This window comes from Modestobacter sp. L9-4 (assembly GCF_019112525.1).
Lineage (GTDB): Bacteria > Actinomycetota > Actinomycetes > Mycobacteriales > Geodermatophilaceae > Modestobacter.
On record NZ_CP077800.1, the window covers coordinates 1,577,942 to 1,602,889 of the forward strand.

Annotated in this window: 19 protein-coding genes, 3 tRNA genes and 1 pseudogene; 3 read left to right on the top strand and 20 right to left on the bottom strand. The window is 72.4% G+C overall.

Annotated features, from left to right (window positions below):
- Nucleotides 1-9 precede the first annotated feature (9 nt).
- Entirely contained in the window at nucleotides 10-480 is a 471-nt protein-coding gene (rpsG, locus tag KUM42_RS07360; RefSeq protein WP_163612609.1) for a 30S ribosomal protein S7, read from the bottom strand.
- Nucleotides 480-854: a 30S ribosomal protein S12 gene (gene rpsL, locus KUM42_RS07365; RefSeq protein WP_163612608.1), complete on the bottom strand. Its 375-nt coding sequence runs from the start codon at nucleotides 852-854 to the stop codon at nucleotides 480-482. The genes rpsG and rpsL overlap by 1 nt, the downstream gene beginning before the upstream one ends.
- Before the next feature lie 575 nt (nucleotides 855-1,429).
- Between rpsL and KUM42_RS07370 the strand changes: the two genes are divergently transcribed.
- The 3 genes from KUM42_RS07370 to KUM42_RS07380 all read left to right on the top strand — a co-directional run bounded on the left by KUM42_RS07370 (nucleotide 1,430) and on the right by KUM42_RS07380 (nucleotide 3,815).
- Nucleotides 1,430-2,419, top strand: coding sequence for a S1 family peptidase (locus tag KUM42_RS07370; RefSeq protein WP_237496122.1), 990 nt, complete (start codon nucleotides 1,430-1,432; stop codon nucleotides 2,417-2,419).
- 78 nt (nucleotides 2,420-2,497) lie between these two features.
- A complete protein-coding gene (locus KUM42_RS07375; protein ID WP_237496123.1) occupies nucleotides 2,498-2,713 on the top strand; it encodes a hypothetical protein in 216 nt (71 codons plus the stop codon).
- Between the two features lie 61 nt (nucleotides 2,714-2,774).
- Nucleotides 2,775-3,815: an LLM class F420-dependent oxidoreductase gene (locus KUM42_RS07380; protein WP_237496124.1), complete on the top strand. Its 1,041-nt coding sequence runs from the start codon at nucleotides 2,775-2,777 to the stop codon at nucleotides 3,813-3,815.
- A gap of 112 nt (nucleotides 3,816-3,927) precedes the next feature.
- Here KUM42_RS07380 and KUM42_RS07385 read toward each other — a convergent pair whose 3' ends face one another.
- The 18 genes and pseudogenes from KUM42_RS07385 to KUM42_RS07470 all read right to left on the bottom strand — a co-directional run bounded on the left by KUM42_RS07385 (nucleotide 3,928) and on the right by KUM42_RS07470 (nucleotide 24,867).
- Nucleotides 3,928-7,827 carry a DNA-directed RNA polymerase subunit beta' gene (locus KUM42_RS07385; protein ID WP_237496125.1) on the bottom strand — a complete coding sequence of 1,300 codons (3,900 nt, stop codon included), beginning with the start codon at nucleotides 7,825-7,827 and terminating at the stop codon, nucleotides 3,928-3,930.
- 93 nt (nucleotides 7,828-7,920) lie between these two features.
- Entirely contained in the window at nucleotides 7,921-11,313 is a 3,393-nt protein-coding gene (gene rpoB, locus KUM42_RS07390) for a DNA-directed RNA polymerase subunit beta (protein WP_370629356.1), read from the bottom strand.
- Nucleotides 11,314-12,026: 713 nt separating this feature from the next.
- Entirely contained in the window at nucleotides 12,027-12,413 is a 387-nt protein-coding gene (rplL, locus tag KUM42_RS07395; protein ID WP_237496127.1) for a 50S ribosomal protein L7/L12, read from the bottom strand.
- A gap of 143 nt (nucleotides 12,414-12,556) precedes the next feature.
- Nucleotides 12,557-13,075, bottom strand: a pseudogene (gene rplJ / locus KUM42_RS07400) (50S ribosomal protein L10); the annotation flags it as partial.
- A gap of 383 nt (nucleotides 13,076-13,458) precedes the next feature.
- Nucleotides 13,459-14,178 (bottom strand): 50S ribosomal protein L1, encoded by a 720-nt coding sequence (gene rplA, locus KUM42_RS07405; protein ID WP_237496128.1) that lies wholly within the window; start codon nucleotides 14,176-14,178, stop codon nucleotides 13,459-13,461.
- Between the two features lie 134 nt (nucleotides 14,179-14,312).
- Nucleotides 14,313-14,741, bottom strand: a complete 429-nt coding sequence (gene rplK, locus KUM42_RS07410) for a 50S ribosomal protein L11 (RefSeq protein WP_237496129.1) — start codon at nucleotides 14,739-14,741, stop codon at nucleotides 14,313-14,315.
- A 94-nt stretch (nucleotides 14,742-14,835) separates the two neighbouring features.
- Nucleotides 14,836-15,843, bottom strand: coding sequence for a transcription termination/antitermination protein NusG (gene nusG / locus KUM42_RS07415; protein WP_237496130.1), 1,008 nt, complete (start codon nucleotides 15,841-15,843; stop codon nucleotides 14,836-14,838).
- 43 nt (nucleotides 15,844-15,886) lie between these two features.
- The gene (secE, locus tag KUM42_RS07420) at nucleotides 15,887-16,360 is read right to left on the bottom strand and encodes a preprotein translocase subunit SecE (protein ID WP_237496131.1); all 474 of its coding nucleotides are present in this window, start codon (nucleotides 16,358-16,360) and stop codon (nucleotides 15,887-15,889) included.
- Nucleotides 16,361-16,406: 46 nt separating this feature from the next.
- A tRNA-Trp gene (locus KUM42_RS07425) sits at nucleotides 16,407-16,482 on the bottom strand.
- 173 nt (nucleotides 16,483-16,655) lie between these two features.
- Nucleotides 16,656-18,077 carry a M1 family aminopeptidase gene (locus KUM42_RS07430; RefSeq protein ID WP_237496132.1) on the bottom strand — a complete coding sequence of 474 codons (1,422 nt, stop codon included), beginning with the start codon at nucleotides 18,075-18,077 and terminating at the stop codon, nucleotides 16,656-16,658.
- A gap of 10 nt (nucleotides 18,078-18,087) precedes the next feature.
- Nucleotides 18,088-18,510, bottom strand: a complete 423-nt coding sequence (locus KUM42_RS07435) for a MaoC family dehydratase (protein WP_237496133.1) — start codon at nucleotides 18,508-18,510, stop codon at nucleotides 18,088-18,090.
- Nucleotides 18,507-18,953 (bottom strand): MaoC family dehydratase N-terminal domain-containing protein, encoded by a 447-nt coding sequence (locus tag KUM42_RS07440; RefSeq protein WP_237496134.1) that lies wholly within the window; start codon nucleotides 18,951-18,953, stop codon nucleotides 18,507-18,509. The genes KUM42_RS07435 and KUM42_RS07440 overlap by 4 nt, the downstream gene beginning before the upstream one ends.
- A 30-nt stretch (nucleotides 18,954-18,983) precedes the next feature.
- Nucleotides 18,984-19,148 (bottom strand): 50S ribosomal protein L33, encoded by a 165-nt coding sequence (gene rpmG / locus KUM42_RS07445; RefSeq protein WP_014742879.1) that lies wholly within the window; start codon nucleotides 19,146-19,148, stop codon nucleotides 18,984-18,986.
- 112 nt (nucleotides 19,149-19,260) lie between these two features.
- Nucleotides 19,261-19,334 (bottom strand) — tRNA-Met (locus tag KUM42_RS07450).
- A gap of 59 nt (nucleotides 19,335-19,393) precedes the next feature.
- Nucleotides 19,394-19,466: transfer RNA gene (locus tag KUM42_RS07455), tRNA-Thr, on the bottom strand.
- A gap of 120 nt (nucleotides 19,467-19,586) precedes the next feature.
- Nucleotides 19,587-22,127 carry a bifunctional diguanylate cyclase/phosphodiesterase gene (locus KUM42_RS07460; RefSeq protein WP_237496135.1) on the bottom strand — a complete coding sequence of 847 codons (2,541 nt, stop codon included), beginning with the start codon at nucleotides 22,125-22,127 and terminating at the stop codon, nucleotides 19,587-19,589.
- Between the two features lie 401 nt (nucleotides 22,128-22,528).
- Nucleotides 22,529-24,589 carry a hypothetical protein gene (locus KUM42_RS07465; protein ID WP_237496136.1) on the bottom strand — a complete coding sequence of 687 codons (2,061 nt, stop codon included), beginning with the start codon at nucleotides 24,587-24,589 and terminating at the stop codon, nucleotides 22,529-22,531.
- Entirely contained in the window at nucleotides 24,586-24,867 is a 282-nt protein-coding gene (locus KUM42_RS07470) for a hypothetical protein (protein WP_237496137.1), read from the bottom strand. The genes KUM42_RS07465 and KUM42_RS07470 overlap by 4 nt, the downstream gene beginning before the upstream one ends.
- Nucleotides 24,868-24,948 lie beyond the last annotated feature (81 nt).

Below are 24,948 nucleotides of genomic sequence, written 5' to 3' on the forward strand. Positions count from 1 at the left end.
GGACTGTCGTCACCAGCGGTAGTGCGCGAAGGCCTTGTTCGACTCGGCCATCTTGTGGGTGTCCTCGCGACGCTTCACGGCGGCACCGAGGCCGTTGCTGGCGTCCAGGAGCTCGTTCATGAGGCGCTCGGTCATCGTCTTCTCGCGGCGGGCGCGGCTGTACTGGATGAGCCAGCGCAGGCCGAGCGTGGTGCTGCGGGAGGGACGGACCTCGATCGGCACCTGGTAGGTGGCGCCACCGACACGGCGGCTGCGGACCTCCAGGGCGGGCTTCACGTTGTCCAGCGCGCGCTTGAGCACGACGACCGGGTCGGTGTCGGCCTTGGCGCGGACGCCCTCGAGGGCGCCGTAGACGATCGCCTCGGCGATCGAGCGCTTGCCGTCGACGAGCACCTTGTTCACCAGCTGGGTGACCAGCTGGGACTGGAAGACCGGGTCGATGACCAGCGGACGCTTCGGCGCGGGGCCCTTGCGAGGCATTAGCTCTTCTCCTTCTTCGCGCCGTACTTGCTGCGCGCCTGCTTGCGGCCACGGACGCCCTGGGTGTCCAGCGAGCCGCGGATGATCTTGTAGCGAACGCCGGGGAGGTCCTTCACACGGCCGCCGCGCACGAGCACCATCGAGTGCTCCTGCAGGTTGTGGCCGACGCCCGGGATGTAGGCGGTCACCTCGACACCACTGGTGAGCCGGACACGAGCGACCTTGCGCAGCGCCGAGTTCGGCTTCTTCGGCGTCGTCGTGTACACGCGGGTGCACACCCCGCGGCGTTGAGGAGAGCTCTTCAACGCCGGGGTCTTGGTCTTCTCGACCTTGTCCTCGCGGCCCTTGCGGACCAGCTGGTTGATCGTGGGCATGGGTGGCCTGGATCTCCTACCTGCGCTGGGTCGTGCTGTGGATGTGGTGCGTGCTCATGCGTGCCCGGTCGCCCCGGCCCTCGGGCCGGCTGACCCGTCCTCCGGCCCCCGCGGTCGGGCGTGTCGCCCGTCCCGGGACCCGGGCGACTGACTCGACCGGACTCCGCACTCCTCGCCCGGCACCGGCCACCCCGCCTCGCGGCGGCCCGTCGTCAGACGGGAGGTGGCCCCCGGCGCTCTGTCGATCCGGGGACCGACGGACGCTCAGGTGCACGACGAACGGGAGCAGGCCCAGTCATCCTGGGCACAGCTGACCACAGTACCCGGCCCCCTCGGCCCGGTCAAAGCCGGGTCGACTTGTGGTCGGTGCACCGAGGTCGTCGGCTCGCTGGGTGTCAACGGCGACCGGTGCCGACCTGTTCCCGGGTGGGCGGAGGTCTCGCGGTCGACCGTACGACCCGTCGCCCGACCGGGACGGGAGGTCGCCGCCGACACCCGCCGCATCGCTGTTGTCGGTACCCGGTCCTACCGTCGGTCGCGAACTGCTCACCGACCGCTGCTGCCCGGAGGTACCCGTGCTCCCCGACTCCGCCCGCGAACTCAAGGCACGGCTGTCCCAGCGCCTCAGCGGCGTGCTGCCCGGCGAGGTGGTCGCCAGCTCCCTCGGGGGCGCGACGCGCTGGAGCGGCGTCGCCCTCGGCCTGCGCCCGGTGGGCCCCGACCAGGTGCACCTGGCGATCCGGCTGATCGACCAGCGGGACGCCGACGTCGTCCTCGCCGGGCTGGACGAGGCGGCCCGCGAGGAGGTCGACGTCCGGGTCATCGGCCCGGTGCGGCTGCTCTCCTCCCCCGATTCGTTCTCGCCCGCGGCGCTGCAGCGACGGGAACGGCCGCTGCGGCCGGGGCAGTCGGTCAGCCACCGGGACGTCACCGCCGGCACCCTGGGCGGCTTCGTCCGGCGTCCGGGCACCGACGGGCTGCTGGTGCTCAGCAACAGCCACGTGCTGGCCGACAGCGGCGCCGGCGACCTCGGCGACCCGGTCCTGCAGCCCGGGGTGGCCGACGGTGGCCGGCCGGGCGACCGGGTGGGGACGCTCGCGGGCTTCCTGCCCTTCAGCGACGAGCCCGGCAACTTGGTCGACGCGGCCGTCGCCACGCTGGACGCCGGCGTGGCCGCCGATCCCACCGCCTACCCCGGCGGCGCCCTGCTGGCCCGGGTGACCGCACCCGAGGAGGTCGACCCCGACGAGGTCGTCGAGAAGGTCGGTCGCACCACCGGGCACACGCGCGGGCGCATCACCGCCGTGGAGGTCGACGGGGTCGGCGTGCAGTACGACGACGGGGTGCACACCTTCGACGACCAGGTGGAGGTGGAGGGGCTCACCGGTGGCTTCAGCGCCGGCGGGGACAGCGGCTCGGTCATCTGGCGCAGCCGCGACCGCGCGCCGCTGGGACTGCTGTTCGCGGGCTCGGCGGTGGGCGGCAGCGCCGGGGGCGGTGTCACCTTCGCCAACCCGCTGGCGACCGTGCTGCAGCGCCTGGGGGTGGACTGGGTCGCCGGCTGACGGCGGACACACCCCGGACGGGGAGGCCGCGCGACGGGAGGCCTGGGCAGCGGGCCGGGACGGGGGCACCATGGGTGCATGACCGACCGCGCCTCCGCCCGGGCCGCCAAGAGCACCCTGGCCGCCCGCTTCGCCGGTGACCCCGGTGTCGCCGGCGTCGGGCTGGCCCGTCAGGACGCCGACTACGTGGTCCGGGTCGACCTGACCCGGGCCGACACCGACGGCCGGGTCCCGCGGGACGTCGACGGCGTCCGCGTCGTCACCCACGTCGTGGGCACCGTCCGCGCCCTCTAGGGCGGTCCTGTCCCCCGCCGCCGGGCCGGTGCCGGGGCCGCGTGCCCGGTAGCGTCCGGCCATGCGGATCGGGATCCAGGCCAGCTACGCCGGGGACTTCAGCCAGACGGCGGAGGAGGTCCGCGACCTCGAGTCCGCCGGGCTCGACGTCGTCAGCGTCGCGGAGGTCTACACGTTCGACGCGGTGAGCCAGCTGGGCTACCTGGCCGCGGTGACCGACCGCGTGGAGCTGATGAGCGGCATCCTGCCGATCTACAGCCGGACCCCGGCCCTGATGGCGATGACCGCCGCCGGCCTGGACCACGTCTCCGGCGGCCGTTTCACGCTGGGGCTCGGCGCCTCGGGTCCCCAGGTGGTCGAGGGCTGGCACGGTCTCCCGTACGACGCACCGCTGCAGCGCACCCGCGAGATCGTCGAGATCTGCCGCCAGGTGTGGCGGCGCGAGCGCCTGGTCCACCAGGGCCCGAAGTACACCGTGCCCCTCCCGGCCGACCAGGGCACCGGACTGGGCAAGCCGCTGAAGCTGATCAACACCCCCGTGCGCGAGCGCGTGCCGGTGCTGCTGGCGGCCCTGGGCCCGAAGAACGTCGAGCTGGCCGCGGAGATCGCCGAGGGCTGGGAACCGATCCTCTTCCACCCCGAGCGCGCGGCCGACGTCTGGGGCGCCGCACTGGCGGCCGGACGGGCCCGGCGTGACCCGGCGCTCGGCGACCTCGACGTCGTCGTCGGGGTCCCGGTGGCCGTGGGCGAGGACGTCGACCACCTCGTCGACGCGGTGCGCCCCGGGATCGCGCTCTACGTCGGCGGCATGGGCGCCAAGGGCCGCAACTTCTACAACGACCTGGCCCGCCGCTACGGCTATGACGCCGAGGCGGAGACCATCCAGGACCTCTACCTGGCCGGACGGACGGCGGAGGCGGCCGCCGCCGTGCCGGAGGAGCTGGTGCGGGCGACGTCGCTCATCGGCCCGGAGTCCCACGTCGCCGAGCGCCTCGCCGCCTTCGCCGAGGCCGGGGTGACCACGCTGGTGCTCCAGCCACTCGACGACAGCCGGGCAGGCCGCCTGCGCACCGTCGAGACCATGCGCCGCCTGGCGGGCTGACCCGCCGCCACCCGCGGACACCGGTGCGGTTGCGTCACGTGACGCCGCAGCACACGCAGAAGGGCCCCGCCGACCGAGGTCGACGAGGCCCTTCTGTCACTCACTCAGCGCATCAGCGCCAGTCGTACTCCTCGAGCCGGACTGCCTCGCCCGTGCCCTGACCGAAGACGTCGGGGCTGTAGTACTGCCCGTCGTCGTAGCCGGCCATGGTGTAGACCGCGGCGCGCGCCTCCTCGGTCGGCTCGACCGTGATGTTGCGGTAGCGGCTGATCCCGGTACCGGCCGGGATCAGCTTGCCGATGATCACGTTCTCCTTGAGCCCGAGCAGGCTGTCGCTCTTGCCCTGGATCGCGGCGTCGGTGAGCACCTTGGTCGTCTCCTGGAAGGAGGCGGCCGACAGCCACGACTCCGTCGCCAGCGACGCCTTGGTGATCCCCATCAGCACCGGGCGGGCCGAGGCCGGCTCGTTGCCCTCGGACACGACCCGACGGTTCTCGGTCTCGAAGAGGGTCCGCTCGACCAGCGCACCGGGCAGGAACTCCGTCGCACCCGAGTCGATGATGGTCACCCGCTTCAGCATCTGGCGGATGATCACCTCGATGTGCTTGTCGTGGATCGACACGCCCTGGCTGCGGTAGACCTCCTGGACCTCGCGGACGAGGTGCAGCTGCACCTCGCGCGGGCCCATGATCCGCAGCACCTCGTGCGGGTCGACAGCACCCTCGGTCAGCTGCTCGCCGACCTCGACGTGACCGCCGTCCTCGACGCGGAGCCGCGAACGGCGCGACATCTTCTCGTAGACGACCTCGTCGGAGCCGTCGTCCGGGGTGATGGTGAGCTTGCGAAACTGCTCGCCGTCCTCGATCCGGACCGTGCCGGCCAGCTCGGCGATCGGGGCCTTGCCCTTGGGGACGCGGGCCTCGAAGAGCTCCACCACACGCGGCAGACCGTGCGTGATGTCGGCACCGGCCACACCACCGGTGTGGAAGGTGCGCATCGTCAGCTGGGTGCCGGGCTCGCCGATCGACTGGGCCGCGATGATGCCGACCGCCTCACCGACGTCCACCAGGTGACCCGACGCCAGCGACCGGCCGTAGCAGGTGGCGCAGGTGCCGAGCAGCGACTCACAGGTGAGCACGCAGCGGACCTTGACCTCGGCCACACCGGCGTCGACCAGCTGGGCGATGAGCACGTCACCCAGGTCGGCGTTGGCCGGGGCGATGAGCGTGCCGTCCTCGGCGACCACGTCGGCGGCCAGCGCACGGGCGTACACGCTGGTCTCCACGTGGGCGTCACGGACGACCTTGCCGTCGACGACCGTGCCGATCGGCATGATCACGCCGCGCTCGGTGCCGCAGTCCTCCTCGCGGATGATGACGTCCTGCGAGACGTCGACCAGCCGGCGGGTGAGGTACCCGGAGTCGGCGGTCCGCAGCGCGGTGTCCGCCAGGCCCTTGCGGGCACCGTGCGTGGAGATGAAGTACTCCAGCACGGACAGACCCTCCCGGAAGTTGGCCTTGATCGGCCGCGGGATGATCTCGCCCTTCGGGTTGGCCACCAGGCCACGCATGCCGGCGATCTGGCTGATCTGCATCATGTTGCCGCGGGCGCCGGAGTTGACCATGACCCACACCGGGTTGGTGGTCGGGAAGTTGTCGACCATCGCCTGGCTGACCTCGGCCCGCGCACGGGTCCAGATCTCGATGAGCTCCGAACGACGCTCGGCGTCGGTGATGACGCCGCGCTCGTACTGGCGCTCGATCTTGCGGGCCTCGCCCTCGTGGCGCTCGAGGATCTGCGCCTTGACCGGCGGGGTCACCACGTCGTCGATGGCGATCGTGACGCCCGAGCGGGTCGCCCAGCGGAAGCCGGCTGCCTTGAGGGCGTCCAGCGTCGCCGCCACCTGAACCTTGGGGTAGCGCTCGGCGAGGTCGTTGACGATCGCGCCGAGGGCCTTCTTGGGCACCTGGTAGTTGACGAAGGGGTAGTCCTCCGGCAGGGCCTCGTTGAACAGGACCCGGCCCAGGCTGGTGGAGATGAGCGCCGGCGTGCCGGGCTCCCAGCCCTCGGGGGCCTCCCACGGGTCGTTCGGCCCGTTGTCGACGCCGAAGACCTCCGAGAGACGGATCGTGACCCGCTCCTGCAGACCCAGGGTGCCCTGGTCGAACGCCATGATCGCCTCGGCGGTCGTGGAGTAGGCCCGGGCCCGCTCGCCCTCGGGGACGTCCACCGACGCCGCGAGGGTCGTCAGGTGGTAGATGCCCAGCACCATGTCCTGGGTCGGCGCGGTGATCGGGCGACCGTCGGCCGGGCTCAGGATGTTGTTGCTCGACAGCATGAGGATGCGGGCCTCGGCCTGCGCCTCGGCCGACAGCGGCAGGTGCACCGCCATCTGGTCACCGTCGAAGTCCGCGTTGAACGCGGTGCAGACCAGCGGGTGGATCTGGATGGCCTTGCCCTCGACCAGCTGGGGCTCGAAGGCCTGGATGCCCAGACGGTGCAGCGTGGGTGCACGGTTCAGCAGCACCGGGTGCTCGGTGATGACCTCCTCGAGCACGTCCCAGACGACCGGCCGCGCGCGCTCCACCATCCGCTTGGCGGACTTGATGTTCTGCGCGTGGTTGAGGTCGACCAGCCGCTTCATGACGAAGGGCTTGAACAGCTCCAGCGCCATCTGCTTGGGCAGACCGCACTGGTGCAGCTTCAGCTGCGGGCCGACGACGATGACCGAACGGCCGGAGTAGTCGACGCGCTTGCCCAGCAGGTTCTGGCGGAACCGGCCCTGCTTGCCCTTGAGCAGGTCGCTCAGGGACTTCAGCGGGCGGTTGCCGGGACCGGTGACCGGGCGGCCGCGACGACCGTTGTCGAACAGCGCGTCCACGGACTCCTGGAGCATCCGCTTCTCGTTGTTGACGATGATCTCCGGGGCGCCCAGGTCGAGCAGGCGCTTGAGCCGGTTGTTGCGGTTGATCACCCGGCGGTACAGGTCGTTCATGTCGCTGGTGGCGAAGCGGCCACCGTCGAGCTGCACCATCGGGCGCAGGTCCGGCGGGATGACCGGGACGCAGTCGAGCACCATGCCCATGGGCGAGTTGGCCGTCTGCTGGAACGCAGCCACGACCTTGAGCCGCTTGAGCGCGCGCAGCTTGCGCTGGCCCTTGCCGCTGCGGATGGTCTCGCGCAGCGAGACGGCCTCGGCGTCGAGGTCGAAGCCGGCGAGCAGCTTCTGCAGCGCCGCGGCACCCATGCCGCCCTCGAAGTACTCACCGAAGCGGTCGCGCAGCTCGCGGTAGAGGCCCTCGTCGGCGATGAGCTGCTTGACCTCCAGCTTGCGGAAGGTGTCCATCACCTCGTCGAGGCGGTCGATCTCCCGCTGGGCCCGGTCGCGCAGCTGGCGCATCTCGCGCTCGCCGCCCTCGCGCACCTTGCGGCGCACGTCGGACTTGGCGCCCTCGGCCTCCAGCTCGGCGAGGTCGGCCTCCAGCTTCTGCTGGCGGGCCTCCACGTCGGCGTCCCGGCGACCCTCGAGGTTGGACTTCTCCGCGCTGATCTCGGCCTCGACGGTCGGCAGGTCGCGGTGACGCGCCTCGTCGTCGACGGAGGTGATCATGTAGGCCGCGAAGTAGATGATCTTCTCGAGGTCCTTGGGCGCCAGGTCCAGCAGGTAGCCCAGACGGGAGGGCACGCCCTTGAAGAACCAGATGTGGGTGACCGGCGCGGCCAGCTCGATGTGGCCCATCCGCTCACGACGCACCTTGGCGCGGGTGACCTCGACGCCGCAGCGCTCGCAGATGATGCCCTTGAAGCGGACGCGCTTGTACTTCCCGCAGTAGCACTCCCAGTCCCGGGTGGGACCGAAGATCTTCTCGCAGAAGAGACCGTCCTTCTCCGGGCGGAGGGTGCGGTAGTTGATGGTCTCGGGCTTCTTCACCTCGCCGTGGGACCACTGGCGGATGTCGTCTCCGCTGGCAAGGCCGATGCGCAGTTCGTCGAAGAAGTTCACGTCGAGCACTCTGTGACCCCTTTCAGGGGCTAGTTACTGCAATCAATGCTGTGTGTCGGGGACGCCGGCCGGCCCCGGGGTGCGGGGCCGGCCGGCGACCGATCAGACGTCCTCGACGGACGACGGCTCGCGGCGGGACAGGTCGATGCCCAGCTCCTCCGCGGCCCGGAAGACCTCGTCGTCGGTGTCGCGCAGCTCGATCGCGTTGCCGTCGCTGGAGAGGACCTCCACGTTCAGGCAGAGCGACTGGAGCTCCTTGAGCAACACCTTGAACGACTCGGGGATGCCCGGCTCGGGGATATTCTCGCCCTTGACGATGGCCTCGTAGACCTTCACGCGGCCGAGGATGTCGTCGGACTTGATGGTGAGCAGCTCCTGCAGCGCGTACGCGGCGCCGTAGGCCTGCATCGCCCAGCACTCCATCTCACCGAAGCGCTGGCCACCGAACTGCGCCTTACCACCCAGCGGCTGCTGCGTGATCATCGAGTACGGACCCGTGGAGCGAGCGTGGATCTTGTCGTCGACGAGGTGCAGCAGCTTGAGGATGTAGACGTAGCCCACGGCGATCGGCTCGGGGTAGGGCTCCCCGGAACGACCGTCGAACAGCCGGGCCTTGCCGGTCTCCTTGACCATCCGCTCGCCGTCCCGGTTGGGGGTCGTCGAGCCGAGCAGGCCGATGAGCTCCTCCTCGCGGGCGCCGTCGAACACCGGCGTGGCGGTACGGGTGCCCGGGGCCGCCGAACGCGCAGCGCCGGGGATCTTGGCGGCCCACTCCGGGGTGCCCTCGACCTGCCAGCCCTGCTTGGCGATCCAGCCCAGGTGCATCTCCAGGACCTGGCCGACGTTCATCCGGCCGGGCACGCCCAGCGGGTTGAGCACGATGTCGACCGGGGTGCCGTCCTCGAGGAACGGCATGTCCTCCTGCGGGAGGATCTTGGAGATGACGCCCTTGTTGCCGTGGCGGCCGGCCAGCTTGTCGCCGTCGCTGATCTTGCGCATCTGGGCCACGTAGACCCGGATGAGCTCGTTCACGCCGGCGGGCAGCTCGTCGCCGTCCTCGCGGGAGAACACGCGGACGCCGATGACCTTGCCGGACTCGCCGTGCTTGACCTTGAGGCTGGTGTCGCGGACCTCGCGGGCCTTCTCACCGAAGATCGCCCGCAGCAGCCGCTCCTCGGGGGTCAGCTCGGTCTCGCCCTTGGGCGTGACCTTGCCGACGAGGATGTCGCCGGGGACGACCTCGGCACCGATGCGGATGATCCCGCGCTCGTCGAGGTCGGCGAGGACCTCCTCGGAGACGTTCGGGATGTCCCGGGTGATCTCCTCGGCGCCCAGCTTGGTGTCGCGGGCGTCGACCTCGAACTCCTCGATGTGGATCGAGGACAGGACGTCGTCCTGCACGAGGCGCTGCGACAGGATGATCGCGTCCTCGTAGTTGTGACCCTCCCAGGGCATGAAGGCGACGAGCAGGTTCTTGCCCAGCGCCATCTCGCCCTCGTCGGTGCACGGACCGTCGGCGACGACCTGACCGGCCTCGACCCGCTGGCCCTCCTCGACCACCGGGCTCTGGTTGATCGAGGTGCCCTGGTTCGAGCGCTGGAACTTCAGCAGCCGGTAGGTCTGCCGGGTCCCGTCGTCGGCCATGACGGTGATGAAGTCGGCGGTGGCGTCCTCGACGACACCCGCCTTCTCCGCCACCACCACGTCACCGGCGTCGACGGCGGCGTGCAGCTCCATGCCGGTGCCGACCAGCGGCGCCTCGCTGCGGAGCAGCGGGACGGCCTGACGCTGCATGTTCGCGCCCATCAGGGCGCGGTTGGCGTCGTCGTGCTCGAGGAACGGGATCATCGCCGTCGCAACCGACGTCATCTGACGCGGCGAGACGTCCATGTAGTCGACGTTCTCCGGCGCGAGGTCGGTGGTCTCGCCGCCCTTGGTGCGGACCAGGACCAGGTCCTCGGCGAAGCGGTTGTTGGCGTCCAGCGGCGAGTTGGCCTGGGCGACGACGAACCGGTCCTCCTCGTCCGCGGTGAGGTAGTCGATCTGGTCGGTGACGGTGCCGTTCTCGACCTTGCGGTACGGCGTCTCGATGAAGCCGAAGGGGTTCACCCGCGCGAAGGAGGACAGCGAGCCGATCAGGCCGATGTTCGGGCCCTCAGGGGTCTCGATCGGGCACATCCGGCCGTAGTGGCTGGGGTGCACGTCGCGGACCTCCATGCCCGCGCGCTCACGGGACAGACCGCCCGGGCCCAGCGCCGACAGGCGGCGCTTGTGGGTCAGGCCCGCGAGCGGGTTGGTCTGGTCCATGAACTGCGAGAGCTGGCTGGTGCCGAAGAACTCCTTGATGGAGGCGACGACCGGCCGGATGTTGATCAGGGTCTGCGGCGTGATTGCCTCGACGTCCTGGGTCGTCATCCGCTCGCGGACCACGCGCTCCATGCGGGAGAGGCCGACCCGGATCTGGTTCTGGATCAGCTCGCCCACGGTGCGCAGCCGGCGGTTGCCGAAGTGGTCGATGTCGTCGACGTCGAAGTCGGGCTCGCCGGCGTGCAGGCGGACCACGTACTCGATGGTGGCGACGATGTCGTCCTCGGTCAGCGTCGAGGTGCCCTGGGCGACCTCCACCTGGAGCTTCTTGTTCACCTTGTAGCGGCCGACCTTCGCGAGGTCGTAGCGCTTGGGGTTGAAGAAGAGGTTCTCCAGCAGCGCCTGCGCGGACTCACGCGTCGGCGGCTCGCCCGGACGCAGCTTGCGGTAGATGTCCAGCAGCGCCTCGTCCTGGCCGGCGATGTGGTCCTTCTCCAGCGTGGCCAGCATCGTGGGCGACCACTGGAAGTGCTCGCGGATCCGGTCCTCGGTCCAGCCGAGGGCCTTCAGCAGGACGGAGACCGGCTGGCGGCGCTTGCGGTCGATGCGGACGCCGACGGTGTCGCGCTTGTCGACGTCGAACTCCAGCCACGCACCGCGGCTGGGGATGACCTTGGCGCTGTAGACGTCCTTGTCCGACGTCTTGTCCAGGGTCTTGTCGAAGTAGACGCCCGGCGAGCGGACCAGCTGGGAGACGACGACGCGCTCGGTGCCGTTGATGACGAACGTGCCCTTGCTCGTCATGACCGGGAAGTCGCCCATGAACACCGTCTGGCTCTTGATCTCGCCGGTGGTGTTGTTCATGAACTCGGCGGTGACGAACAGCGGCGCCGCGTAGGTCATGTCCTTGTCCTTGCACTCCTCGAGGGACGCCTTGACGTCCTCGAAGCGCGGGTTGGAGAAGGACAGCGACATGGAACCGCTGAAGTCCTCGATCGGGGAGATCTCCTCGAGGATCTCCGCGAGGCCGCCGACGGCGTCGGCCTGGTCCTCGGGCGCCAGCGTGGCCTTCCACGCGGGGCTGCCGACCAGCCACTCGAAGGAGGCGGTCTGCAGCGCGAGCAGGTCCGGCACCTCGAGGGGCTCGTGGATCTTGGCGAACGAGACGCGAAGCGGGGCGCCGGGGATCTTGAGCTGGTCGGCGCCGCCGGTGCGGGGACCGGCCTGGACGTCGACCGGGGTGGTGCTGGAATCGGTGGTGGTGGTGCTGGTGGGGCGAGAGCCTGCCAAGATGCGTCCTTCCAAGGACCTCACGACGTGCGGGCGGGTGCTTTTCGTCCTGGGTCGTCGTCGGTATCGGCGGGGCTGACCGCTTGTGCCGGTACACCGCCGGGGAGGTCGGAGGGGGCGACCGGGTGGACGTCGTCCCGGGGGACGTCGTTCGGGCCGGAGGCCCCTGGCGACCCGTGTCGGCGGGGCGGGCAGTCAGAGGGCAGCGCAACAGGAGACCCTACCCCTGATGCGCGCCGCTGTCCACGTCGGCCTCCGGCGGCTGCGGCACCCCCCTCCTGCGGGGGGCTGCCGGCGCGAGGACGACGAGCGGGTCACCGCTGCGGCGACCGGACGGGCGGACGTGACGTGCTCTCGGGACCGATGATGCCAGCGGACCGTCCGGGTGCCAGCCGCCACGCCGGTCGCCGTGCGGCCGCGTCGCCGGTCACGGCGGGTCGCCCGCGACCGGCCGGTCCGACGTGCGGGATCGCGGGGCAGGAGCCGGGCCGCCGGGGCAGGGACGCGGACAGGGGCCGCTCCACCGGAGTGGAACGGCCCCTGTCGGGTGTGCGGGTGGTGCTACCCGGCGAGAGCCGGGGCCCCGGCGGCCGAGGCCGCCGGGAGGGGGGTCACTTGACGGTGACGGTGGCGCCGGCGCCCTCGAGGGAGGCCTTGGCCTTCTCGGCAGCGTCCTTGGCGACCTTCTCCAGCACCGGCTTGGGCGCGTTGTCGACCAGGTCCTTGGCCTCCTTGAGGCCGAGCGAGGTCAGCGTGCGCACCTCCTTGATGACCTGGATCTTCTTGTCGCCGGCAGCCTCGAGGATGACGTCGAACTCGTCCTGCTCGACGGGGGCCTCGGTGGCGGCGGCACCGCCACCACCAGCGGCGGCGACGGCGACGGGGGCCGCGGCGGTGACGTCGAAGGTGGTCTCGAACTCCTTCACGAAGTCAGACAGCTCCAGGAGCGTCATCTCCTTGAAGGCGTCGAGGAGCTCGTCGGTGGAAAGCTTGGCCATGATTTCTCCTGGGGGTTTCAGTCGGTGCTGACCGCGGTGTCCGCGGCAGCATCGGTCGTGTCGGGGGTGGTGTCAGCAGCAGCAGTGGCGCCGTCGGTCGGGGCGTCCTCGGCAGCAGGGGCGTCGGCGGCGGGCAGGGTCTCCCCGGCCGCCTCCTTCTTCTCCTGCAGCGCGGCGGCGAGCCGGGCGACCTGCGACAGCGGGGCCTGGAACAGCCCGGCGGCCTTGGTCAGGTTGCCCTTCATCGCGCCGGCCAGCTTGGCCAGCAGGACCTCACGGGACTCGACGTCGGCGAGGCGGGTGACCTCGGCTGCGTCGACCGTGCGGCCCTCGACCACGCCGCCCTTGATGACCAGGAGCGGGTTGGCCTTCGCGAAGTCGCGGATGGCCTTGGCCGCCTCGACCGGGTCGCCGTCGATGAAGGCGATCGCGGTGGGGCCGGTGAGCAGCGGGGCGAGGTCGGAGTGACCGACCGCGTCCGCCGCCCGCTTCGTCAGGGTGTTCTTGACGACGGCGTAACTGCTGCCCGCACCGAGGGACACGCGCAGCTGGGTCAGCTGCGCGACGGTGAGCCCGCGGTACTCGGTGAGCACGGCCGCACTGGAGTTCTGGAACCGCTCGGTGATCTCCTCGATCACCGCGGCCTTCGCCTGCGTGGGCATGGGCCTCCTCTCGTCTGTCGGGCGACCGCCGGCGACGCGCGCTGCGTGCGATCAGGGCCCGGAGACGAGGAACGCCCCGGCGCAGGGCGCACGGGGCGAGGGACGTGCCGCGGTACCGGGCGGTGAGCCCGTGCCACGACGCGTTCGTCGAGCCGTCCACCTGCGCAGGACGTCCGGGATCCGGACCTTCGATCGCACGCGGACGTGCGACGACCAGCGGTCTTGGGGGGAACAGCGGCAAGAGTACACGGCCGCGGACACCGGCGGCCACCGGCCCGGGAACGCCGAACGGCGCCGCCCCCAGGGGGACGGCGCCGTTCGGACGGCCTCGCTGCAGGGTCCCGCACCGCGCGGAGCGTGGCGTGGGGGGCAGCGAGGTCCTTCTAGGCGTTGACCTCGTCGACGGTCATGTTGCGGGTGCGGTTCGGGTCGACCGGGATGCCCGGGCCCATGGTGGTGGAGACGGTGACCTTCTTGAGGTACCGACCCTTGGCCGAGGACGGCTTCGCGCGGAGCACCTCGTCGAGGGCGGCGGCGTAGTTCTCCACCAGCTTGGTCTCGTCGAAGGAGGCCTTGCCGATCACCAGGTGCAGGTTGGCCTGCTTGTCGACGCGGAAGTTGATCTTCCCGCCCTTGATGTCGTTGACGGCCTTGGTGACGTCGGGGGTCACCGTGCCGGTCTTCGGGTTCGGCATCAGGCCACGGGGGCCGAGGATGCGGGCGATGCGGCCGACCTTGGCCATCTGGTCGGGGGTCGCGATCGCGGCGTCGAAGTCCAGGAAGCCGCCCTGGATGCGCTCGATCAGGTCCTCGGCACCCACGACGTCGGCGCCGGCGGCGGTGGCCTCGGCGGCCTTGTCACCGGTCGCGAACACGATGACGCGGGCGGTCTTGCCGGTGCCGTGGGGCAGGTTGACCGTGCCGCGGACCATCTGGTCGGCCTTGCGCGGGTCGACCCCGAGGCGGATCGCGACCTCGACGGTCGCGTCGTACTTGGTGGGCGAGGTCTGCTTCGCCAGACCGGCAGCCTGCAGCGGGCTGTACAGGGTGTCCTGGTCGACCAGCTCGGCGACCTTGCGGTAGTTCTTGCCGTGCTTCGCCATGGTGGCGCTCCTCTCCCCCGCTACCGGGGGGTCGTGTGGTGAACGGGCCGGCGAGGCCCTCCCACGTGGTGCCTGTTCGGCCCTGCTGCGGGGTCCCGCGCCGCGCTGAGCGTGGCGTGGGGCAGCGAGGTCCGTTACTTGACGGTGATGCCCATCGACCGGGCGGTGCCGGCGATGATCTTCTCGGCCTGCTCGAGGTCGTTGGCGTTCAGGTCCTCCATCTTGACCTGGGCGATCTCGCGGACCTGGTCACGGGTGACCGTGGCGACCTTGGTCTTGTGCGGCTCGCCCGAGCCCTTCTCCACACCAGCGGCCTTCAGCAGCATGCGGGCTGCCGGCGGCGTCTTGGTGATGAAGGTGAAGGACCGGTCCTCGAAGACCGAGATCTCCACGGGGACGATGTCCCCGCGCTGCGCCTCGGTGGCGGCGTTGTAGGCCTTGCAGAACTCCATGATGTTGACGCCGTGCTGGCCGAGCGCCGGACCCACGGGCGGCGCGGGGGTGGCCGCGCCGGCCTTGATCTGGAGCTTGATGACCGCGGTCAACCGCTTCCTGGGGGGCATGACTTCCTTCTCCGTGACGGTGGTGACGTGTGGAACGGCCCCCTCGCCGGTTCCCTTCCCGGGCTGACCCGGGACGGGGCGAGGGGCTCCTTGTTCAGATCTTGGAGACCTGCGTGAAGGACAGCTCGACGGGGGTCTCGCGACCGAAGATCGAGACCAGCACCTGCAGCTTCTGCTGCTCGGGGTTGATCTCGTTGATGGTGGCCGGCAGCGTCGCGAACGGACCGTCCATGACGGTGACGGACTCGCCGACCTCGAAGTCGGAGACGGCGGCCGGGCTCGCGGCGGGCGTCGCCTCGGTCGCGGCGGCCGAGGTCTCCGGGATCGCGGTGACGAGGAGGTTGACGACCTCGTCGATGCTCAGCGGGGAGGGCTTGGAGGTCGCGCCGACGAAGCCGGTGACGCCGGGGGTGTTGCGCACCGCGCCCCACGACTCGTCGTTGAGGTCCATCCGGACGAGCAGGTACCCGGGCAGCTTCTTGCGGTTGACCTGGGTCCGCTTGCCGTTCTTGATCTCGGTGACCTCCTCGGTGGGCACCTCGATCTGGAAGATGTAGTCCTCCATGTCCAGCGACGTGATCCGGGACTCGAGGTTGGTCTTCACCTTGTTCTCGTAGCCCGCGTAGGAGTGGATCACGTACCAGTCGCCGAACTGGCTGCGCAGCGTCTCGCGCAGCGCGGTCGCCGGGTCCTGGTCCTCAGCGACCGCCTCTTCCAGCGTCTCGACGACCAGCGGGTCGTGGTCGGGCGCCGGCTCGGCCGTCGGGTCGCCGACCAGGACGTCGTCCACCGAGCCACGGGAGTTCCCGTTGCCGGACACGGACGCGTTGCCCATCGGGTTGTCGGCGGTCAGGTCCGTGTCGTCGAGCGCACCCTCGACGGAACCGGTCTGCCGGACGCCGGACTCGTCGTCGGGGACGACGTCGAGGTCCTCGGTGTCGGTGTCCTGGTCGGCGGTGTCGACGGACCCCTCGGCGGACCCGGTGCTGTCGTCGGTGCCCGTCTCGAGGTCGGTGCTGCCGCGCACGTCGAACCGGGCGTCGTCGAGGTCGATGGCCTCGACGGCGCTGTCGGTCTCGAAGGGCTCACGGGGGTCGGTCACAGGGTCTCTTCCTTCTGGTGGGTCGTGCAGTCGCGGAGGCGGGTCAGCCGAAGACGGCGAGCACGCCCTGGGCGAAGAGGATGTCGAGGCCGGCCACGAGCGCGACCATGATCGCCACGAAGACGATCACCACGGTCGTGTAGGTGATGAGCTCCTTGCGACCGGGCCAGATGACCTTCCGCAGCTCGGCGACGACCTCGCGGAGGAACCGGCCGAGGCTGCGCTTGCGGCGGAGCTCCGCGGCGCGGGCGCGCTCGGCGTCGGCGCGGGAGCGGGTGCCCGCCGCGGTGGCGCCGCCCTCGGTGCGGTTCGCGGGACGGGCGGCCGTGCGGCCGCGGCGCCGGGTCGGGGCGACCGTCTTGTCCTCGTCGTGCTCGGCCTCGTCGGCGAGCTCGGCCTCGGCGGCCTCGAGCTCCGCGGCGTCGTCGACGCCCGGGGCCTCGGCGTCCAGCGGGTCGACGCCGAGCTGCTCGGCGTCGGGCCGCTCCTCGTTCGGCTCGCCGTCCTTCTCGCTCACAGCGCCTCGCTCACGTCGGTCGGGCTCACTTCGGTCGGTCGGACGGTGGCAGGGGTGACAGGACTTGAACCTGCAGCCTGCGGTTTTGGAGACCGCTGCTCTGCCAATTGAGCTACACCCCTAGGGGAAAGCCGGGTCCGCGTCAGACGTGGCCCCTGCTTCGGCGCGCCCCCCGAGAGAGGCCTCCGGGGCACGCCGGTGGCGGGGTCCCACTGGCCCCAGCCGACGAGTGTACGGGACCACCCACCGGTGGGGCGAACACGGCCGGGCACGTCCCCCGGGACGGGGGTGCCGATCAGCGCGGGAGGTCGTCGGCCTCCAGGGCACCGGCGTCCTGCAGGACGGCCAGCGCCGCGGGCAGGCCGGCCAGTGCGGCGGCCACGTCGGCGGGGGTGGCGGTCGTCCAGGCGGTGGCGTCGACCAGGCAGCGCAACGCGGCGTCGAAGGCCCCGGCGCCGGCCCGGTCACGGGCGGTCAGCAGCGCGGCCGCGCCCTTGGCGTAGACCGCCTCGACGTACCGCCGGTCGTCGGGGAAGTCGGCCATCGAGCCGCCGACGTCGCCTGAGACGGCCAGCGCCCGGGCGACGCGGGCCGGCGGTGGGTCACGGGTGACCGACTCGGCGTAGGAGGCGAAGGACTCGTCCAGCCACGGGTCGCGGAACTGGTCGTTGCCCACCATCCCGTAGAACCACATGTGGGCGACCTCGTGCACCAGCACCTGGTCGTCGGCGCTGGCCAGCAGCACCGACGAGGGGTACTCGATCCCCCCTCCCAGGTCGGGCAGCCAGGGCACCGTCAGCGTGGCGTAGGGGAACGGGCCGAACCGGTCGGTGAGCGCCTCCAGGGCCGCGGTGGTGGTGCGGGCCAGCCGGGCCGGGTCGCGACCGGAGCCGCGCAGCACGCCGGTGGTCACCCGGACGCCGTCCACGTCGGTCTCGGCGGTGGTGAAGGCCCCCACCGCCACGCTCACGTCCCGGGCGAGGGGCTCGTGGGAGGTCCAGGTGCGCCGTCCACCGGTGTCCCGGGTCGGCTCGGCCTGGTCGCCGGTCATCAGCACGGTCAGCTCGGCCGGTGCCTCGACGGAGACGGTCGTGTCGCTGACCGGGCTGCTCGCGGTCTCCCCGGTGAGCGGGCTGAAGGGGGCGCGCGCCCAGCCCACACCCGGCTCCCAGGCCAGCAGCGGCGCACCACTGCCCCACCAGGAGACCCCCGGGGCGGTGCCCAGCCGCTCGAGGCCGCCCCCGCCGAGCCGGAGCGTGAAGTCCAGGGTCACCTCGGTGGCCTCCCCCGCCGCCAGTGGGCGGGTGAGCGCGACGACGTACCGCCCGCCGGGGGCGGCGGCTCCCGCGTCCTCGTAGCCGCCCGCGCGGACGTCCGTGCCGCGCACCGCGTCGACGGTGAGCTGGTTGCCCGCCGCGGTCGTGTCGGGCCCGTTGGGCACCAGCCGGAAGACCAGCTCGCCGGTGGGCAGGTCGGGGGTGAAGACGACGGTCTCGGTGCCGGTGACCGTGCGCCGGTCCGCGCCCAGGGAGAACGCCAGGTCCACCACCGAGCGGTCGGGGTCGGGGGCGGCCCGGCCGGCCGGGCACGCACCGGCTGCCGACGTCGTCGTGGCGGGTGCGGCGGCGACGGGGGCCGGCCCGGTGCACCCGGCGGTCAGCAGGGCTCCGGCGGACAGCGCGGCGGCCAGGGGCAGCGGCAGCCCGGACCGGCGCACCGTGGTGGGGTCAGGCCAGGGCGACGACGGCGCGGGCCAGGGACAGGACCTTCTCGCCCCCGCTGGTCACCGTGAGGTCGACGCGCACCCGGCCGTCCTCGAGCAGGGCCGCGACCCGGCCGCGCACGGTGAGCTCGGCGCCCTCGTCGTCGTCGGGGACCACGACGGGCCGGCTGAAGCGCACGGAGTACTCCACGACCGCGCCCGGGTCGCCCGCCCACGCGGTGACGGCGCGGGCGGCGATGCCGGCGGTGAGCATGCCGTGGGCGATGACGCCGGGCAGGCCCACCTCGCGGGCGACGCGCTCGTTCCAGTGGATGACGTTGAAGTCACCCGAGGCGCCGGCGTAGCGGACCAGGTCGGCGCGGGTGACCCGGGAGACCTGCTCGGGCAGCTCGGTGCCGACGGCGACGTCGACCGGCCGGGGGCTCATGCCGTGCCCCGGGCGACGAGCATCGAGTGGGTCGTGCAGACCGGCTCGCCGTCCTCGGTGGCCAGGTCGACCCGGGTGGTGAGCATGTCGTTGCCGGCCACCGTGCGCACCGTGTCGATGGTGGCGGTGGCGACCAGCCGGTCGCCGGCCCGGATGGGGCGGTGGTGGGTGAACCGCTGCTCACCGTGCACGACCCGGCTGTAGTCGATGCCCACCTCGGGGTCCTCGACGACGACGTTGCCCGCCCCCAGGCTCAGCACGATGGCGAACGTCGGTGGGGCGATCACGTCGGGGTGGCCGGCGGCGCGTGCGGCCGCGGCGTCCCGGTGGACCGGGTCGGGGTCGCCGATCGCGGTGGCGAACTCGGCGATCTTCTCCCGCCCGACCTCGTACACGGCAGAGGGCGGGTAGCTGCGCCCGACCAGTCCTGCGTCCAGCGCCATGCTCCCGCCCTCTCCCCTACGACCGTGCGGTCAGCGCGTCTCGCGGTGGACCGTGTGCTTGCGGTCGGTCGGGCAGTACTTCTTCAGCTCGATCCGGTCGGGGTCGTTGCGCCGGTTCTTGCGGGTGATGTAGTTGCGGTTCTTGCACTCCTGGCAGGCCAGGGTGATCTTCGGACGGACGTCTGTGGCTGCCATGGGTGCATCCTCGCCTTGTCGGTGGTCGAGAGGTCTCGACGCTTCGGGTCGTGCACGTGACCGGCCGGGCCGGACACGACGACGGACCCCGGCTGGCGGGGTCCGTCAGGAGTAGCGGTGACCGGACTTGAACCGGTGACACAACGATTATGAGCCGTTTGCTCTACCAGGCTGAGCTACACCGCCAGGTGACCGCCCGGGCCTGGGTCTCACGACCGGACCGGAGGTCAGAACTCGATCCTACGAGCCCCTTTACGGAATCGAACCGTAGACCTTCTCCTTACCATGGAGACGCTCTGCCGACTGAGCTAAAGGGGCGGTGCTCGGGAGCGAGGGAGACTCTACCAAGTCGCTCGCGGCGACTGTGCGACCCCCCTCGACCGCGCTCGAAGACTGTAACAGGCCCCCCGACCGGACCCGCGGAGGGCACCGCTCCGGTCAGGTCCGGACGAACAGCCGTCGGTGGGTGGCCCCCGGGGGTGCCGAGCGCACCCCGGTGCGGGCGAGCAGCCAGCCCTCCAGCCGGTCCTCCGGCAGCGGGCGGCTGACCAGGAAGCCCTGCAGCTTGTCGCAGCCCATCTGGGCCAGCAGGTCGCGGGTGACCTCGTCCTCGACGCCCTCGGCCACGACCCGCAGGCCGAGGTTGTGAGCCAGCTCGACGATCGAGCGGGCGATGAAGGACTCGTTCTGGCTGGTGGACATGCCCAGCACGAAGGACTTGTCGATCTTCAGCTCGTCGATCGGCAGCAGCCGCAGCTGGGACAGCGACGAGTAGCCGGTCCCGAAGTCGTCCATCGACAGCCGCAGGCCCAGGGCGTGCAGGTCGGCCAGCACGGTGCTGTTGCGCACCGTGTCGTCGACGACGCTGCCCTCGGTGAGCTCCAGGGTGAGCAGGTCCCCGGGCACGCCGTGCTCGCGCAGGGCGTTGCGCACCCGGTCGACCAGGTCCGGCTCGACGAGGCAGCGGGCGGAGAGGTTCACCGCGACCGAGATGGCGATGTCCTGGTCCAGCCAGCGGCGGCACCGGTCCAGCGCCAGGCCCAGGACGTGGTCGGTCAGCGAGCCGATCCGGCCGATCTGCTCGGCGAGGCTGATGAAGTCCTCGGGCGGGACGTCGCCGTAGCGCGGGTGGTGCCAGCGGACCAGGGTCTCCACCGAGACGATGTCGGCGGTGCGCGCGTCGATGATCGGCTGGTAGACGACGCTGATCTGCCCCTCGGCCATCGCGGTCTCCAGCTCCGTGCCCAGCTGCAGCCGGCGCAGGCTCTGCTGGTCGAGCACCGGGTGGTAGGTGGCCACGCCGGCGGAGGTGTGCGCGGCCAGCAGCGCGACGTCGGCCCGCTGGATGAGCGTGCCGGCGTCCGAGCCGTGCACCGGGGCCGCGGCGACGCCGATGGTGAGGGAGACCTCCAGGTCCAGGCCGGCGACCCGGGCCCGGGTCGAGGCTGCCTCGCGCAGCCGGCGGGCGGCGTGCTCGGTGGCGGCCAGGGACAGCCCCGGCAGCAGGACGGCGAACTGCCCGCCCTCCATCCGGGCGACGACCGCCTGCGGCGGGGCGTGCTCGCGCAGCAGCCCGGCGGTCACCAGCAGCAGCTCGTCGCTGGCGGCGTGGCCGAGCGTGTCGGTGACGTCGGTGTAGCCGTCGAGGGCGGCGAGGACCAGGCCGGCGCGGGCCATGGCCGGGTCGACCGCCAGCAGTGCGTCGATCTCCGCGGCCAGCCGCTGCCGGTTGGGCAGCCCGGTCAGCCGGTCGTGGTCGGCGTCGTAACGGATCTGGGCCATCAGCTGCTGCTGCCGGATCGCGGCGTTGACGTGGGTGAGCATCGAGTCCAGCGCGCCCCGGTCACCGTCGACGAAGTTGACGATGTCGCCCTGACGGTCGCAGACCTCCAGGTAGCCCGGCTCACCGGCGGCGGTGACCACGGGGGCGCCGAGGACCTCGCGGGCGGCCCGGCGGTCCAGCGCGGCCCGCTCCGGGGCGTCGGCGCGGGTGGCCGACAGCAGCACCGAGCCCCCGGCCTGGACCGCCAGGGACCGGCGGCGCAGCAGGTCGTCGGGGTCGCCGGGGCCGTCGTACCAGCGCAGCCCGCCCTCGGCGGCGTCGACGACGAGCTGCGGCCCGTCGTCGAGGTAGGGCGGGAGCCACAGTGCGGCCCGGTCGGCGTTGAGCAGCTCACGGACGGCGCGGACGATCTCCCGGGTGCCCGCCTCGTCGGGGGTGACCGACTCGACGCGCCGGGCGAAGTCGTAGACGCGCTGCACGGTGCGCCGTTCCCGCGAGGCGCGGGAGGACTGGCGGAACAGCAGCACCCCGGCCACGAAGGCCGGCGCGATCAGCGCCCAGGCCCACGACGTCTCGCGCGTGACCAGCATCCCGATGACGGCGACGACCGCGCACAGCGGGCCGACGACGGCGTTGGGCACCGCCGAGACCCAGAAGGACCAGCCGGGGAAGCCCTCGGTCAGGGTGATGACCGCACCCACGCCCAGGACGCTGACGACCCAGACGACGAGCATCGCCACCACGAGCACCAGCCAGCTCAGCGGGTCCGCGACGTCCACCCGCGGGAGGACGGCCAGCACCCCCAGGGCGGCGGCCAGCTCGACCACGGCCAGGGCCACGTTGAAGGTCAGCTTCACCGTGGGGCTGCCGCGCAGGCGCATCACCACGGCGATCGCCACGACCTGGGCGACCGCGGTCCAGAGGCCGCCGACCTCGACCAGCCCGACGACGATCGCCAGCTCCGTGGGCGAGGCCGAGATGGTCTGCCGGCGCACCTCGAGGTGCAGCTGCACCGACTCGGTGACCAGGAAGGCGGCGAGCAGCAGGAGGACGGACAGCACCGACGGCGAGGTGCGCGCGTGCCAGAGGACCGGGACGCCGACGAGCACGGCCAGCACCAGCGCCAGGACGGCGATGGTCCAGGGGCGCCGCAGCAGGGGCGTGGCTCGGATCGCAGGGGCCGTGGTCTCGGCCAACGTCAGCCTGTCTGTCAAAGGGGTGCGGAGGCTGACGGTAGCAACGAAGGAGGGCCGGTGCGGGGGATCTCACCCCGTCGAGGGGACGGGGGCTGCGGCGCCCCAGCCCCCGTCAGCGGGTCAGCGGTTCCAGCGCCACGTGCGGTTCCACCGCCAGGTCGCGCGGGAGGCGGCGGCGGTGCTGGTGCGCGAGGTGGTGGTGGCGCTCATGGCGATCTCCTGGGGGCAGCACGGGACGACGGGGGGGCGCGGTAGCCGCCCACGCGGGGGCAGAGCGTCGTCCGGCACAGACCGCGATTGGGAGACTGCGGCGTGTCACCCACACGGGGCAAGCATTGACGCGCCCGAGTGAACAGTGGTGGTCGTGTCGTCACGTTGAGTGGCTGGCCAACACCTCGTCGTCATCGGCGACCGGTGATCCCGGGCCGCTGCTGCGGCTCGCGTCCGCCCTCGCGCCGGTCCGGGAGGTCACCGTGCATGTCCTCCAGCTGGTCCAGCAGCCCCGGCTGGGGCGGCAGCGGCCGCCCCAGCACCTCCGTCGCCCGGGCGAAGCCGGCCTCGGCCTCCGCGGAGACGGCCGCCGGGTCGCCCCCGGCCGCCCCGAGCACCGCCCCGGCCCACCGCCGGGCGTGCCACGCCGCGTAGGTGTCACCGGTGTCCGGCCCGATGTCGACGGTGCCGTCGAACCCGAGCTGGCGCTGCAGCTCCCCGGTGACGCCCTCCACGACCTCCCCGTACGGCTGCCGCCAGGTGAGCAGCTTCACCGGCAGGGTGACCGCGGTGTCCCACAGGAGCTGCTGGTCGACCTCCGACGACTGCGCCCGCGCGTGCTCGAGCACGTAGCTGATCCGCTGCCCGTACTCCTCCACCGCGACGTAGCCACCGGCCACCCGTCCACCGTCCGCCGGCCCCGCGAGCCCCTCGGCGAGCGCCCCCCGCACCGCGTCCCCGAGGGTGCGCACCCGGGCGTCGTCGGCGAGCAGGTGTCCCAGGCCCCGCAGCGTCAGGTCGGTCGCGTCGTCCACCTCCCCGGCGCCGACGCCGGCCGCGGCACCCAGCACCGGCAGGACGACGTCCATCCGGCCGGCGACCAGGTCGGTGACCGCGCTCCCCACGGCCGTCGCCAGGGCGTCGTCGACGAGGACCTCCTCGGTCGTCCCGGGCCGCAGACCCTGCCCCAGCGCGTGCAGCGCAGCGGCGGCCACCTGCGGCGCCTCCGGTGCCCGCGCCGCCAGGCCGATCACCTCCACCAGGTCGGACACGCCCCCGGGCCAGGAGCGGGCGAGCAGCCCCGTCCAGGACACCGGGTCGGCGAGGGTGGCGGCCGCGGCGCCCGGGTCGCCGGCGGCGACGAGCACCGCGAGGGCCGCCCCCAGCGGGTCGGGCAGCGTCGCCGTGGTCCGCTCGACCGCCGTGGCGCCCTGCGCCGCCTCGCGGTCCAGCACCTGACGACCCCAGCCGACGGCCAGGCGGGTGCCACTGCCCGCGCGCCCGGCCGCGGCCAGCGCGGTGAGCACCATCCCCATGCCCACCGCGACGGTGTCCGGCGTGCCGTCCGGGTCGGTGGGGTCGAGCCGGACGCCGCCCAGCACCTCGGCGGCCCGGCTCCCCTCCCCCGCGGCACCGGCCGCTGCGGCGAGCAGCCCGGCCAGCGCCTCCCGCTCCGTCTCGACCGACCGGCCGCCCAGGACGGTGAGCAGCCAGGTCACGCCGTCCTCGCCGAGCCGGCCCAGCAGCGCGTCGGCGAACGCCGGGGAGGCGGCGTACGCGGTCCAGCGACGGGCCGCGGCGTCGAGCTCGGCGGCGGTCATCGGCCGCTCCAGCTCCGCGGCGGCCTGCACGCCCAGTGCGGTGAGCGCACCGTCGCCCCAGCCGGGCAGCACGCCGGCCAGCCGGAGGGTGACCCGCTCGACGTCCCCGGGCCGGGCCTCTCCGCCGAAGGGGGCGCTCAGCGACCCGAGCAGCGCCGCGGCCGAGGAGGCGTCGTCGGCCAGGTCGGACAGCAGGGCGGAGTGCTGGGCACCCCGCGCGGCGTCGTCCCGGGCGACCTCCCGGACCAGGGCGACCGCCTCGGGTGGCGGGGTGCCGGCGTCCGGGCCGTCGACGAGCACGGCCAGCCGGGCCGCCGCGGTGGCGTACTGGTGCCGCTGGTCCTCCCGCAGCGAGGCGAGCCGGGACAGCACCGAGGTCCACAGCTCGGCGTGGTCGCCCAGCCGGTCGGCCGCGGCGGTCACGGCCGCGTGCAGGTCGGCCGCGACCGCGCCGGCCGCGGTGACCTCGGCCGCGGCTACGACGGCGTCGGCACCCTGCCAGCCGTGGACGACGGTCGCCGGCTGCAGCAGGTGCACGGTGAGCCCGGCCGAGAACCCGGCGGAGGTCAGCTGGTCGACCACGGTGCCCAGCGCGGGTGCCGAGCCCGGCGGGTCCGGCAACGGCGCCGGCGGGGGCAGGACGGTGCTCACTCCGGCACCCCGGCACCGCGGGACGGGAGCAGCGAGCCGTCCAGGTGCAGCCACGAGTCGGCGGCCGCGGCCACCGCACCGCCGAGCCAGGACAGCTCACCGGCCAGGCAGCTGCTCGCGGTGCGCACCGTCTCGGTGAAGCCGAGCACCGCGGTGCCCAGCGGGCCGCCGACCGGTGCCGGGTCGACCGCCCGGCCGGCCTGGGCCGCGCGGACGGACGCACCATCCAGCACGCCGGCCAGCGCGTGGAGCTGCTCGGGGAGGACCTCGATCGCCATGACCGGGGAGTCTGCGGCCCGCCGGCCTGGTCGCGCTGCCGTCGTCCACAGGCGGAGGTGCACCAGGGTGGTCGATCGCCT

What these genes read in the sequence shown, in the direction of transcription:
- rplK (WP_237496129.1), bottom strand. Translation starts at nt 14,741, where the DNA reads ATGCCCCCCAGGAAGCGGTTGACCGCGGTCATCAAGCTCCAGATCAAG.
- KUM42_RS07470 (WP_237496137.1), bottom strand. Translation starts at nt 24,867, where the DNA reads ATGGCGATCGAGGTCCTCCCCGAGCAGCTCCACGCGCTGGCCGGCGTG.
- rpsG (WP_163612609.1), bottom strand. Translation starts at nt 480, where the DNA reads ATGCCTCGCAAGGGCCCCGCGCCGAAGCGTCCGCTGGTCATCGACCCG.
- rpmG (WP_014742879.1), bottom strand. Translation starts at nt 19,148, where the DNA reads ATGGCAGCCACAGACGTCCGTCCGAAGATCACCCTGGCCTGCCAGGAG.
- KUM42_RS07375 (WP_237496123.1), top strand. Translation starts at nt 2,498, where the DNA reads ATGACCGACCGCGCCTCCGCCCGGGCCGCCAAGAGCACCCTGGCCGCC.
- KUM42_RS07440 (WP_237496134.1), bottom strand. Translation starts at nt 18,953, where the DNA reads ATGGCGCTGGACGCAGGACTGGTCGGGCGCAGCTACCCGCCCTCTGCC.
- KUM42_RS07380 (WP_237496124.1), top strand. Translation starts at nt 2,775, where the DNA reads ATGCGGATCGGGATCCAGGCCAGCTACGCCGGGGACTTCAGCCAGACG.
- rpsL (WP_163612608.1), bottom strand. Translation starts at nt 854, where the DNA reads ATGCCCACGATCAACCAGCTGGTCCGCAAGGGCCGCGAGGACAAGGTC.
- rplA (WP_237496128.1), bottom strand. Translation starts at nt 14,178, where the DNA reads ATGGCGAAGCACGGCAAGAACTACCGCAAGGTCGCCGAGCTGGTCGAC.
- rplL (WP_237496127.1), bottom strand. Translation starts at nt 12,413, where the DNA reads ATGGCCAAGCTTTCCACCGACGAGCTCCTCGACGCCTTCAAGGAGATG.
- KUM42_RS07435 (WP_237496133.1), bottom strand. Translation starts at nt 18,510, where the DNA reads ATGAGCCCCCGGCCGGTCGACGTCGCCGTCGGCACCGAGCTGCCCGAG.